Below are 13,305 nucleotides of genomic sequence, written 5' to 3'. Positions count from 1 at the left end.
GAGATCTCCAATATGAGTCTTTTTATTTGTCGCAATATATTTTACAATTCATCATATAGTTAGTAGAAAGGAATATTATCATGTTCAACTTCAATCAAAACAATCTTAAAAATGCTAATTTATTCGCAGCAGGTCTTGCATTGGGTACTGTAGGTCTTAAAGTATTAACTTCTAAAGACGCCAAAAAAGTATACGCTGGTATCTTGGCAGCTGGCCTTCGCGCTAAAGAAACTATATTAGAAACAGCTGAAAAAGTACAAGCATCTGCATCTGATGTATTGGCAGAAGCTCAAGAAATCAACGAAGCACGCAACGAAGAAATCTTTGAAGAAAACAAATAATTGAGGATTTAACTATGTTACAATTTTCTGTTGTACGAAAACTCAGAAATCGCTTGCATATTAAGCTTACAGGTCATCGATTTACAGAAGCAGAAGCTGCTTATGTAGAGGATACATTGTTGCTTAATGATGCAATTGTAGATGTAACCTTCTACACTCGCAGTAGTCAAGTTGCCATTAAGCATACTGGCGATGTTGATGCTGTGCGTGATGCAGTGCTGGGTCTATGCGATTTAGACTTGTCCGAAGCACCTGCTTTGAACGAATATTCTCCGCGTTTGGTGAATAAAAAGTATCGTGAAATGATGCTTAATAAAACGGCTTTATACTTAGGTAAAAAAGCTGTTTTACCTGCTCCGATTGCCGCAGCATGGGCTTGGTGGGATGGCCTTAAAATCATCGGTACCGCGATTAAGACTTTATGGCAACGTAAGTTGACTGTTGAGGTTCTTGATGGTGTAGCAATTGGTGCAGCTTTACTTCAAAAAGATTACCCTACAGCAAGTGCCGTAATGTACTTACTTGGTATTGGTGAAATCTTAGAAGAATGGACTCACCGTAAATCCGTATTAAATCTTGCTCAAAGTATGTCTTTGAATGTAGATAAAGTATGGGTATTGGTGGATGATATTGAGGTAAGCAAGCCTGTTAATGAGGTTGTAGCTGGCGATCAAATCATCATTCGTCAAGGTGAAGTAATTCCTTTGGATGGCGTTGTTATCGATGGTGTTGTTCTAGTTAATGAAAGCTCCATGACTGGCGAACCTGAAGCTGTTCGCCGTGATAAAGATACTTCTGTATATGCAGGTACTGTTGTTGAAGATGGTAAAGCTGTCGTAGAAGTATATAGTACATCTAAATCATCTCGTTATGAAAAAATCGTTAGCCTTATTGAAGAGTCTGAACAAATGAAGTCCGGTATGGAACAACAAGCATATCGCATGGCTGATAAATTAGTTCCAATTAGCTTTATTGGTGCTGGTTTAACATACTTGTTGACTCGCAATGTGATGAAAGCATTATCTTTCGTAATGGTTGACTTCTCTTGTGCATTAAAATTATCTATTCCTTTAGCAGTACTTTCCGCTATGCAAGAAGCATCTAAACGCGGTATTACTGTTAAAGGTGGTAAGTTCTTAGAGCAAATCGCACAAGCGGATATGGTTGTGTTTGATAAAACAGGTACTCTTACTAAAGCAGAACCTGAGTTCGAACAAATTATTCCATTCAATGGTCACGATGCAGATGAAATGTTGAAATTAGCTGCTTGTATCGAGGAGCATTTCCCACATTCCATGGCTAAAGCTGTTGTACGTGCCGCAAAAGATCATGCATTGCCTCATAAGGAAATGCACTCTGACGTTGAGTACGTAGTAGCCCATGGTATTGCATCTAAAGTTGGTCGCTATCGTGTACGCATTGGTAGTGCTCATTATATCTTTGATGATGAAAAAACTAAGATTCCTGCAGATGAGCAAGAAAAATTTGATAATTTACCAAATACATCTTCTCACTTGTATCTCGCTATTGGCGGCACATTAGCAGCGGTTATTTGTATTAAAGACCCTGTTCGTGAAGAAGCTAAACGAGTTATAGCAGAATTGCATGAACTTGGTATCAAGAAAGTCGTAATGATGACTGGTGACTCCAAACGTAATGCACAGCGTGTAGCCGAAGAAATCGGTATCGACGAAGTGCATGCAGAGGTATTACCAGAAGATAAAGCAAGTTATGTAAAACAAGCAAAAGCAGAAGGTTACACAGTTATGATGGTAGGGGATGGTATCAATGACTCCCCAGCTATTTCTGAAGCTCATGTTGGTATTGCTATGAATGAAGGCGCTCCAATCGCTCAAAAGATTGCGAACGTTACTATTTCTTCCGATAACTTACAAGCTCTTGTAGATTTACGTCGCATTTCTTTGGCCTTGATGAAACGTATTAAAGCTAATTACAATGGCATCGTTGGATTTAATGGTGCCCTTGTAGGCGGCGGTGTTCTAGGCATTATGCCTCCAAACCAAACAGCTTGGTTGCACAACTTATTCACATTGGGGATTGGCATTCAAAGCATGACTCCATTGTTGAAAAAAGAAGACGAACCAGCAGAAGCTCTTTCTACAATTGATGTAACAGCTGACTCTGTAGTAGCTTAATCAAAGGAACCTCCATATAAGGTATTGATTTACCTATATGGAGGTTTTTCTTTTTTGATGACATTTATCTATGATTATTGTAAAATACAAGGAGATTACATATTGTAGGAGATTTATATGAACATTTTGATAGATATTTGCAAACGCTCCTTTTATTTGAATCTATTTATTGTGGTAATTCCCATTATTGCATATATGATTCATAATGGATCGAGTGCGACAGTAGCACTAGTATGGTATTTGTTGTTATCCTTGTGTATACCTTGGACCTATTTATCATTTAAAAGCAGTACCTTTGGTGATGGTAAATCTATAAGTCGCATCGCTTATGTAGTGAGTTGGGTCGTCATTCACGGTATCAGTTATAAAGGTATTTTTTTAGGCATTGATTTATCCATATTGTGGGGATGGCCAACAGTAGGTCGTGATATAGTCTTTTTATTAGCTATGTATTTTAGTGTCACATTTAGCTTGATTATAGCTTATGGCTTAACTCGATTAGTGGGAGGCTGTAATGAATAAAAGTTTTTGGCTATTTACGTTAATTTGTTCACTTTTTGTAAGTGCTATTACGACAGTCCTTTCATTAAGTGGGGCACTATCATTACCCATTTTAGTGTTCCCAGTTTTGTCGCTAGTTATACCAATTATGGTGCGACGACTAAAGAATGCCAAGTTTAATGATGATTTACCGCTAAGCATGGGGTATCATTCTTATAGTTGGGCTTGGTGGATGGTATTTTCGTTTCTTCATACACCATTTAGTTTTAATGTAGATAATGAATTAGCAAAAGCATTACTTTTGTTTGTAATATATTTTATCGTTCAAGTTCTTATTGAGTTATGTGGTTTATTAGCCACAAAGTATTTCAATCGTACTCATCGATGGGGCATGATTGATGAAGCGTTAGATATAATTGCCTATACTATACCGATTCCGTTCTTGTATATTGCTTCAATCTTATATATAGATTTACAGGATCCGATGGTATATTTTATGTATGCATCATCCATGAATGTAAATATATTATTTGCTGAACTTGTATTATTACTAGTTTCTTTATTAGTCTTTGTATTCTATTTGTATCCAAGAGATTTAGCATATAAAGGCGTACGTTTGTTGCGTATCATTATTACTGCAGGTATATGGCTTGCTATGAACGCTCATATCTTGTATGGTGGTTATATTCCAGAATTTATTTTATCTTTAGTTCCCACCGTTTTTCCAACGTATCAAGGTAATCCACTAGTGTTTGTAACTCCAACTTTATTAGAAGCTGGTATGACCGGTGGAGCAGTAATTATAGGTGCATTGGTAGAGCGTGGTATTATTTCACGACGCCGTGAACGTATTTAATTTCTAGTTTCGACTTATATCCGTAAGGAATGAGAGCGAAGGAGGATCTATGAACAACATTGGACGTCCACTGGATGATAACTCAACTGTATCAATCCACGACAATGAAAAACTGAAGCAAGTTGAACGTAAAGAGGTCAAGAAAGAGAAAAAAAGTGGCATTACGATTCGAGAATTGACAATTATTGGTCTACTAGCAGGTATCACTATTGCATTAGGACTTTCTGGTTATGGTATTATTCCATTAGGGCCGTTAAATGTAACAACTTTACATATACCAACTCTAATTGGTGCTATTGTAGAAGGACCAAAAGTGGGGGCCTTTGTTGGCTTTATCTTTGGTTGCTATAGTTTGTGGCAAAATATTACAGCTCCTAATATTTTATCCCCACTATTTATTAATCCAATCATTTCCGTATTACCGCGTATACTTTTCCCAGTATTAGCATATTTGGTATATCTATTATTGTGGAAAGCACCGCAAGGTCCGCGTATTATTGTTTCTGCTTTTATGGGGACTGTATTTCATACGATTATGGTTATGGGATTAATCTTCTTACTCTATGCAGATATGTTTGCTCTTAAAATGAATCTTAGTCCAGATCAAGTATTAGGCTCTATTGTATTCTTGTCTGTTACACATGGTATTCCAGAAGCAGTTTTTGCGGCTGTAATTGTAACACCGGTGGCAATGGCTTTACGAAAAGTATTGCGTAAGGATGCTCCTAAGAAAACTAAAGGTGAAGCTATGCGAGACGCAAAAGTTACAGACCATCAATTAGCAGAAACTGAAGTGGTAGAAACCAAATAAGCTGAAGTTGTAGACGAAAATATAACGAAATAGTATTTTACAGGCTTTTTATAAATATGATAAAATAAATATCATTCGATAAGTATTGAGGAGGATAATCATGGCTAAACGTATTCGTACTATCAACACTGAATCCTTACAAAAAACTGCTAAAACTGGCGGTTGTGGGGAATGTCAAACATCTTGCCAATCCGCTTGTAAAACAAGCTGTACAGTTGGTAACCAAGTTTGCAAACAAAAATAATGAAGAGGCTCGCTTAGCGGGCCTTTTTTATTTATGTTTTAAAGACATACATTGTATAGTATATCTTTATGACTCTTTTTATAACGTTTAGTGTGGAAATGTGGTACAATTATCTAGAAAGTTCTATATACTAGAGCTTTTACCATACAAATCAATTGGAGGTACCATGTTAGAATTAAAACCAATGATCCATAAGTTTCGGATGAAGGATAACTATTACTGCTTAGACGTAAATAGCGGTATTATCCATGTTATCGACGAACTCATCGATAGAGTTCTTGACATATATGATGGCACTAATCGCGATGCTGTACATGCTGCGTTAGATGCTAAAGAAGATGCAGTAGAACTAGATGAGATTATGGACGAGTTAGATGAGCTCATCAAAGCGGAGCAACTATTTGCACCGATGAGTAAAGAGTTTAAACTTGTAGTAGGTGAGAAACCTATTGTTAAGGCATTATGCTTAAATATTGCTCACGATTGTAATTTAGCATGCAAATATTGCTTTGCTAGTCAAGGGGATTACGGCGGTGTTAAACGAGAATTGATGAGCTTTGATGTAGCAAAACGAGCTGTGGACTTTCTTATTAAAATGAGTGGACCTCGCCAACATTGCGAAATTGATTTTTTCGGTGGTGAACCATTGTTGAACTGGGATGTTGTTAAGCAAACGGTTGAATACATTGAATCCATTCAAGAAAAGCACAATAAGATATTTAAGCTTACATTGACTACGAATGGTATGCTTTTAACACAAGATAAAATCGACTATGTAAACAAACACAAGATGAGTTTAGTATTGTCTTTGGATGGTCGTGAATCCGTACATAATGTAATGCGTCCAGTAGCAGGTAGTGGTGCAGAGTCTTATAAATATATTGCTAAAAACCTTATCAACGCAGTAAAACAACGTCACGGTCTTGAATATTATGTACGTGGTACATATACTCATAAAAACTTAGACTTTACTAAAGACGTTATGGCAATGTCTGATCTTGGCTTTGAGCATTTGTCCATGGAGCCTGTTGTCGGTGAAGAAGGGGACTATGTGCTTCGTGAAGAAGATTGGCCAGCTCTAGAAAAAGAATATGAAAAATTAGCAGATATTTATTTACAACGCCAGTTAGAAGGCTGGGGCGAGAGGTTTAACTTCTTCCACTTCCGCATGGATTTATATCGTGGGCCATGTATGGCGAAACGCCTTCGTGGTTGTGGGGCAGGTCATGAATATATGGCAGTCGTACCTAATGGCGATATTTACCCATGTCACCAATTTGTAGGTAAAGATGGATACGTGCTTGGTAATGTGTATGATGGTTTACAAAATACAGAAATTCCTAAAGATTTCCGCAATACACATGTATTCTCCAAACCAACTTGTGCTGAATGTTGGGCGAAATTCTTCTGTTCCGGTGGTTGTCATGCTAACAACATTACATTGGGTGGCGATCTAGAAACACCTTATGAATTTGGTTGTCGTTTACAGAAGAAACGCATCGAATGTGCTATTATGATTCAAGCCGAATTAGAACAAGCTGGTATTGATGGAAGTATTCCTGTTGCATTAGGTTAATTACACTTGATTCTCCGAGTATAGTAGGAGTTTATATGAAACAAAATAGTAATCAAACTACAGAACGCTGGGGAATTCGCTATACCGGTATAGTTCAAGGGGTCGGATTCCGGCCCCTTGTTTCTATGTTGGCCCATTCCCTAGGATTAACAGGTTTTGTATATAATGATAGTCAAGGTGTGTATGTTGAAATTCAAGGTTTTCTAGGTGAATTGCAGTTATTCTTAGATGCTGTTCAAGAGGAGCAACCTCGTTTATGTCGCATTACTAGTCAAACTGTACAGCATCTTACACTTAATATGCATGAAAGTGATTTTGTTGTACAGCCATCTCCATTAGGTGAATCCGTGAGTACCTTTATTAGTGCCGATACAGCGCCTTGTAATGATTGCCTTAAAGAGTTACAACAAGATAAACGTAGAAAGGAATATCCTTTCATCAACTGTACAAATTGCGGACCAAGGTATACGATTATCAAATCTTTGCCCTATGATCGGGAGCGGACGACGATGAACGAGTTTCCCATGTGTGAAGATTGTAAGGCTGAATATGAAGATATAGAAGGGCGTCGCTATAGAGCAGAGCCAAACGCATGCTCTCGCTGCGGTCCCCAATATACATTGTATAAGCCCAATCGTAAGGCTGTGGATACAGTGAATATATGGAACACTACGCGGGAATTAATTAATGAAGGTAGTATTATCGCAATAAAAGGTGTAGGAGGATATCATCTTGTTTGCGATGCTAGAAATGACGCTGCTGTACAACGCTTACGTAAGCGAAAGAATAGATCGCATAAACCATTAGCAATAATGGTGGGAACTCTAGATATGGCGATTGAGTTAGTACATATTAATGATGTAGAACTAGATATATTGACGGGGATGGAACGTCCTATTGTGTTATTAGAAAAAAATCATAATAGTTCTGTCCATTTGAGCTCTTATGTGGCTCCTGATAATCGTATGTTAGGTGTTATGTTGCCTTATTCACCAATGCATGAGGTGTTATTACCTTCTGATGCGGCATGGGTTATGACCAGTGGTAACAAAAGCGGTGATTCCGTATTATATAACGACGATCAAGCGTTTAATGAATTAGGTGAGGTAGCAGATTATTTCCTCGTTCATAATCGTGAAATCTATGCGCCCCTTGACGATTCAGTGGTGGTGGTCATCAATAATAAACCTCGATTTATTCGCCGCAGTCGTGGTTATGTGCCTGAACCTATTCATTGTGAAGGTTTAGATAATTCGTCGATATTAGCAATGGGTAGTGATTTGAAAAATGCTTTTGCTATGAATAAAGGTAGTGAAATTCTTGTAGGTCCACATATTGGTGATTTAGAAAATATATCAACTCATGAAACACTAGAATGGACTATTAAACGTTACAAGAGTTTGTTTTCTGTACAACCAGATAAAATTATCATAGATAGTCACCCCCAGTTTTTCTCTTCTCGGTTGGGTGAAAGAATAGGCGAAAGTTTCCATCTTTCTGTTGTACCTGTTCAGCATCATCATGCTCATATAGCGTCTGTTATGGCGGAACATAATTTAAGAGGGCTTGTACTAGGGATTGCTATGGATGGTACTGGCTATGGACCAGATGGGACTATATGGGGGGGAGAATTTCTCCTTTGTAAAGGCAATCAATATCAGAGATTGGCACATATTCATGCGGCTCCATTGCCTGGCGGAGAAAAGGCTGTTACTGAACCTTGGCGACAAGCCTTATGGTATATTCGTAATTATTATGGTGATGATATCCCTTTTGTATATCAAGAATGGATGAAGGAACTTCCAAAGGGATGGGAAATTTTAGATAAAGCATTACAATCTAGAATGCCCATGATTCAAGCTACAAGCTGTGGGCGATTATTTGATACTGTAGGTGCTTTATTAGGTCTTGGTATGGTCCATAGTTATGATGCACAAATTGCCATTGCTTTAGAAACTCTATGTGGTGATGAAAAAGGATCATTACTTGCTTACAATTATGATGGACATATTCTTGACTTTACACCTACAGTTCAATCTATTATGGATGGTGTTGTTCGTGGTGAATGTCGAGCTCATTTAGCCGCTTCATTTCATAAAACAATGGCAATAGCACTATGTGAAACGGCTGCAGACTTGATGGAGCGATATAATATTAGTAATGCGGCCATGTCTGGTGGTGTATTTCAAAATCGTAAATTATTAGAATTCATATATAGGACGTGGCATATAGGTAATTTATATATGAATGAAGCGGTTCCTTCTAATGATGGTGGACTTGCTTTAGGACAATTGTGGTTAGGAAGTCAATTATAAATTGTCACGTAGATCTTATTCTTAGACAAATTTATTTAGTAATGTTTTGAATATTGTTTAATCTATATGAGTTGTATAGCCAGTTTAAGCTCTAGTTGTTTGTGGACACTATCACTAAATAATGAGTGTAACTGTGATACAATAATATTAATTTTATTCATATATTTTGGAGATGTTTTATTAAAGTAAATGTATATAAAACTTGTTATAAATGATATAGATAAGGAGATATTATGTGCTTAGCTGTACCAGCGCAATTGATTGCTGTGAATGACGCTATTGGTACCGTTGAATTGACAGGTGCTACCCGTGACTGCAGTTTGCTCCTCGTACCAGATGCAAAGGTCGGAGACTGGTTGTTAGTTCATGCAGGTTTTGCTGTACAAATTGTTGATGAAGAAGAGGCTCAAAAAACATTAGAGGCCTTTAAGGAGTTAGAAGAACTTGAAGAAGCTTACTTTGCAGGAAAAGCAGCACACAGCTGATGCTTTGTTAAGGCGCATCAATGCGCTTCATAAGCCCGGTGAAACTGTGCGGCTTATGGAGGTCTGTGGTACGCATACAGTATCGATTTTCCGAGAAGGTCTTCGTCAATTATTGCCAAGTGGCATAGAACTTGTTAGTGGACCAGGATGTCCAGTATGTGTAACTGATCAAACCTATATGGATAAGGCTTTAGCCTATGCAGAACGTGAGGATGTTATTATTGCTACTTTTGGGGATATGTTGAAGGTCCCTGGGAGTTATAGTAGCCTCAGCGAAGCTCAAACAAAGGGCGCTCACATCCATGTTATCTATACGCCTTTAGAGGTGATAGAACTAAGTAAAAAATACCCAGAAAAGAAAATAGTATTTTTAGCTATTGGCTTTGAGACGACTATAGCCGTAATTTGTGCTACTGTAAAAGCCGTTCATGCTGCGGGATTAAAGAACGTATTCTTTCTTGTATCTCATAAGTTAGTACCACCAGCATTGCGTGCATTACTAGATAAACAAGAAGGCCATATCGATGGATTTATTCTACCTGGTCATGTTAGCGTTATTATTGGGGAAGAACCATACCGATTTTTGCCCAAAGAATACGGTATCCCATCTTGTATCGCTGGCTTTGATGGCTTAGAAATATTGTCTGCCATAGCTAATATTTTAGAGCAACGTAAGTCTGGTAATATTGTGGTGGGCAATACGTATCATTCTGTAGTTATGCAGAAGGGAAACCCTGTAGCCCAAGCTATGATCGAGGAAGTGTATGAAGTATGCGATGATGTATGGCGTGGTATTGGTGTTATTTCTAACTCTGGTTTAGCATTAAAGGGTGAGTATGCAGCTTACGATGTAGAGCTTGTCCTACCTATTAACTTAGATAAACCATCTCTTGATCCTAAAGGCTGTCAATGTGGACGTGTTTTGCAAGGCCTTATTAAACCTAGTGAATGTCCGTTATTTGGTAAAAGCTGTACTTCGGATCATCCAGTAGGTGCTTGTATGGTATCTGTAGAGGGTAGCTGTGCTGCATGGTATAAATATGGTTATTCTAGTGGTGGATCGACGTGGGAGGATTAATATGGAACGAGTTCGCTTAGTACATGGTAATGGTGGACGATTTAGTCATGAGTTGACGGACCGTTTTATTTTGAAATATTTTACAAATGATTTGTTGGCGCCCCTACACGATGGTGCCCAGTTTCCCGTTATAGCCGGGCGCATGGCCTTCTCTACGGATTCCTATGTGGTACAACCTTCATTCTTTCCTGGTGGTAATATTGGTAAGTTGGCTGTTTGTGGAACTGTGAATGATTTAGCCATGAATGGTGCGATACCTCAATATTTAAGTTGTGGTCTTATTTTAGAAGAAGGCTTGGCCTTTAAAGAACTAGATGAAATTCTTCGCACTATGTCAGAAATGGCAAAAGCTGCAAATGTTCAAATTGTTACAGGTGATACAAAGGTCGTTAAAAAGGGTGAAGTAGATAAAATCTACATTAATACTGCTGGTATTGGCATGATTCCAGCTGGAATAGATATTGGTCCACATCGCGTGAAAGCAGGGATGGATATCATTTTGTCAGGTGCTATTGGAGATCACTCCATTGCCGTTATGGGGCAGCGATTTGGTTTAGATTTATCTGATTCCTTAACAACAGACTGTGCACCACTAAATAAGATGGTTCATGCGGTATTAGATAAAGTAGGAGCTCAAGTTGCTTTGTTGAGAGATCCCACTCGTGGAGGTTTAGGTACTGTTTTAAAAGAGATAGCTGATCAGAGTCAAGTAGGCATTAAGGTTAAAGAAACGGCCATACCTATTCATGAAGAAGTACAGGCAGTATGTAATATATTAGGATATGACCCTTTATATTTAGCGAATGAAGGGAAAGTAGTTCTTATTGTTGACCCATCTATTACAGACGAAGTTCTCAAGATTCTTCATAGTTTTGAAGAGGGAAGCGAAGCTACTTTAATTGGTAAAACTTTAGATAAAAATATTGGTAAGGTTGGTCTACAAACGGCTATTGGAGGTGTTCGTCTGATTGATTTATTAGGCGAAGATCAGGTCCCACGAATTTGTTAAATTTATAATTAATAATAGTAATTTAACTATATCATTTTGTTAATTTTTATATTTTAATTTTTGAGCTTTCTAGATGTAACTTATATTAGATGTTGACACTATTTATCGTTGATGGTAGCATTAAATTAAATTGCGTAAAATTCATTAAGAATTCATCGTAAATTTATAATATGTTAGTATCTTTATGTGTAAGTTCTTATACTTTCACTAGAATCTATGTATAGAATTTGTTAAAATATAAGTATCTATAGGAGGCTTATTATGAAAAAGAAGATTATTACAGCTGTTCTAGGGATTTGTTTAACTACAACTGCATTTGGTGGCATCTTGACAACTCAAGCTGGTGGACTTAGTAGCATTCTTGGTGGTGTAGCTAAAATTGGTGGTATCGGCATTGTTGTTAATAAATTTGGTCCACAAATTGACTCTTTCCTAAATAAATTATTGAAACAAAATAACTTGAGTACTGAATATACAACTAAAGTAGTTCCTATTATCAGTATTGGTACAAAAGGTTATATCGGTGCGGCTCAAGTTACTGGGCCTGCTTCTAGCATTGAAGAAGTTAAAGCTGTTGCTCAAGTAGAAGGTAGCTTTAATGGTATGGTTCGTGTAAAAGGATTAGTTCCTGTTAATAGCACAAACCCAGTTGGTGCATCTCGTGTTCAAGGCGTAGGTGTATCTGCGATTATTGATTTGAAAATTTAATGGCCACTGAGCATATAAATTGATAGACTCAGGGAATAAGCACGGTCTTAGGCCCGTGCTTATTCTGTTGTATAACAGTTATACATTAGATACATTGTGGAGGAATTTATGAAGAAACAAGTACTTACACTTTTAATGGCATCCCTAATTTCAGGCACTGCATTTGCCGCTCCTGGTACAGTAACTGAAAAAACAAATGTTTTAGAAACTACTGTATATGGAGCCGTACAAGATGGTGCTGTTGTGGACCGCATTAATCAACTTGATGAAACCGTGTATGGTACTGGTTTCAATGGTAATTCCGCAACATTGAGTAAACGTGTTGACTCCCTCTACAATTCTGTAGAAGGCAGTGGTACTAATATTTCTTTGCGCGAAGAAATGGATGCATTGGAATATACATATCAAAATAGCATTAACGCAGGATCTCTTGTAGACCGTGTAGAAAAGATGGAACGTAGCGTTAATGGTCGCATTGGTAGCGGTTCCTTACAAAAACGTATTATCTCTTTGAAGACAAAGGTATATGGTAGCAATGTGGCTCTTACTAACCAAGTAGGTACATTGTCTGGTAATCAAGTGTTCAAAGTGACTCTAAATGAAGCGGTTTCTTCTAAAACTAGTCATGAAGGTGACACTGTATCCTTTACTGTTGCAGAAAATGTAATGGATGGCAATGTCTTATTAGTACCTGCGGGCACTGTAGGTTCCGGAACAATTACTTCTTTGAAAAAGGCTCGTTCCTTTGGTCGTAATGGTGCGTTAGATATTACATTTGATACAATCCCAGCTATTGATGGTACAGAATTTACTGCTGTACAAGGTAAAGAGGCTAAGGATAAAACTCGTAGTGAAGTTAAAGCAGCAGGTGCATCTGTGGCGGGCGCAGTTCTACTCGGCCCTGTTGGACTTGTAGGGGGCGCTTTCATCAAAGGTAAAAATATTGAGTATCCAGCTGGTGCTACTGTATATGTACAACCTCAAGATTCCGTAACAATTCAAGGTCTTGTTATTGGTGGCGATGGTTTAGCTCATAGTGATAATGAATTAGCTGATGCTGTAACTGTACCTAATACAACCGGTGAGTCTGAAGAATATGTAGAAAATAATGGTGTTGATGAAAATGCAACTGTAGCTGATGATACTACAGCGGTTGAGGAGCCAGAAGAACCTGTAGAAAATGTTTCTCAACCTATCGTTGTTGTAAAGCGTAATCAATAATTAA

Annotated in this window: 13 protein-coding genes; all 13 read left to right on the top strand. The window is 37.8% G+C overall.

Features of this window, described 5'->3' with window-relative positions:
• The first annotated feature begins 80 nt into the window (after positions 1 to 80).
• The 13 genes from Q7O55_RS05000 to Q7O55_RS04940 all read left to right on the top strand — a co-directional run bounded on the left by Q7O55_RS05000 (position 81) and on the right by Q7O55_RS04940 (position 13,301).
• Positions 81 to 341 (top strand): DUF6110 family protein, encoded by a 261-nt coding sequence (locus Q7O55_RS05000; protein ID WP_303928909.1) that lies wholly within the window; start codon positions 81 to 83, stop codon positions 339 to 341.
• A 14-nt stretch (positions 342 to 355) separates the two neighbouring features.
• On the top strand, positions 356 to 2,497 hold the full coding sequence (locus Q7O55_RS04995) for a heavy metal translocating P-type ATPase (RefSeq protein ID WP_303928907.1): 2,142 nt from the start codon (positions 356 to 358) through the stop codon (positions 2,495 to 2,497).
• 117 nt (positions 2,498 to 2,614) lie between these two features.
• The gene (locus tag Q7O55_RS04990) at positions 2,615 to 3,019 is read left to right on the top strand and encodes a hypothetical protein (protein ID WP_303928905.1); all 405 of its coding nucleotides are present in this window, start codon (positions 2,615 to 2,617) and stop codon (positions 3,017 to 3,019) included.
• Positions 3,012 to 3,854 carry a hypothetical protein gene (locus Q7O55_RS04985; protein WP_303928904.1) on the top strand — a complete coding sequence of 281 codons (843 nt, stop codon included), beginning with the start codon at positions 3,012 to 3,014 and terminating at the stop codon, positions 3,852 to 3,854. Before Q7O55_RS04990 ends, Q7O55_RS04985 begins: the two co-directional genes overlap by 8 nt.
• 49 nt (positions 3,855 to 3,903) lie before the next feature.
• A complete protein-coding gene (locus Q7O55_RS04980; RefSeq protein ID WP_303928902.1) occupies positions 3,904 to 4,665 on the top strand; it encodes an ECF transporter S component in 762 nt (253 codons plus the stop codon).
• Between the two features lie 100 nt (positions 4,666 to 4,765).
• Positions 4,766 to 4,909 carry a six-cysteine ranthipeptide SCIFF gene (gene scfA / locus Q7O55_RS04975; RefSeq protein ID WP_004693318.1) on the top strand — a complete coding sequence of 48 codons (144 nt, stop codon included), beginning with the start codon at positions 4,766 to 4,768 and terminating at the stop codon, positions 4,907 to 4,909.
• A gap of 166 nt (positions 4,910 to 5,075) precedes the next feature.
• Positions 5,076 to 6,485, top strand: a complete 1,410-nt coding sequence (scfB, locus tag Q7O55_RS04970) for a thioether cross-link-forming SCIFF peptide maturase (protein ID WP_303928900.1) — start codon at positions 5,076 to 5,078, stop codon at positions 6,483 to 6,485.
• A gap of 35 nt (positions 6,486 to 6,520) precedes the next feature.
• A complete protein-coding gene (gene hypF / locus Q7O55_RS04965; protein WP_303928899.1) occupies positions 6,521 to 8,800 on the top strand; it encodes a carbamoyltransferase HypF in 2,280 nt (759 codons plus the stop codon).
• A 233-nt stretch (positions 8,801 to 9,033) separates the two neighbouring features.
• On the top strand, positions 9,034 to 9,285 hold the full coding sequence (locus tag Q7O55_RS04960; RefSeq protein WP_004693324.1) for a HypC/HybG/HupF family hydrogenase formation chaperone: 252 nt from the start codon (positions 9,034 to 9,036) through the stop codon (positions 9,283 to 9,285).
• Complete coding sequence (gene hypD, locus Q7O55_RS04955) at positions 9,245 to 10,363, top strand: hydrogenase formation protein HypD (protein ID WP_303928896.1); 1,119 nt, start codon at positions 9,245 to 9,247, stop codon at positions 10,361 to 10,363. Before Q7O55_RS04960 ends, hypD begins: the two co-directional genes overlap by 41 nt.
• Before the next feature lies 1 nt (position 10,364).
• Positions 10,365 to 11,372 carry a hydrogenase expression/formation protein HypE gene (gene hypE / locus Q7O55_RS04950; RefSeq protein WP_303928893.1) on the top strand — a complete coding sequence of 336 codons (1,008 nt, stop codon included), beginning with the start codon at positions 10,365 to 10,367 and terminating at the stop codon, positions 11,370 to 11,372.
• Positions 11,373 to 11,633: 261 nt separating this feature from the next.
• On the top strand, positions 11,634 to 12,080 hold the full coding sequence (locus tag Q7O55_RS04945; RefSeq protein WP_303928891.1) for a hypothetical protein: 447 nt from the start codon (positions 11,634 to 11,636) through the stop codon (positions 12,078 to 12,080).
• 108 nt (positions 12,081 to 12,188) lie between these two features.
• Positions 12,189 to 13,301: a hypothetical protein gene (locus Q7O55_RS04940; RefSeq protein WP_295815589.1), complete on the top strand. Its 1,113-nt coding sequence runs from the start codon at positions 12,189 to 12,191 to the stop codon at positions 13,299 to 13,301.
• Positions 13,302 to 13,305: the final 4 nt, after the last annotated feature.

This window comes from Veillonella parvula (assembly GCF_945949885.1).
In the GTDB taxonomy this organism is placed as follows: domain Bacteria; phylum Bacillota; class Negativicutes; order Veillonellales; family Veillonellaceae; genus Veillonella; species Veillonella parvula_B.
The sequence above is the reverse complement of the archived record's forward strand: the minus strand, read 5'-3'. Positions and strand labels throughout refer to the sequence as shown.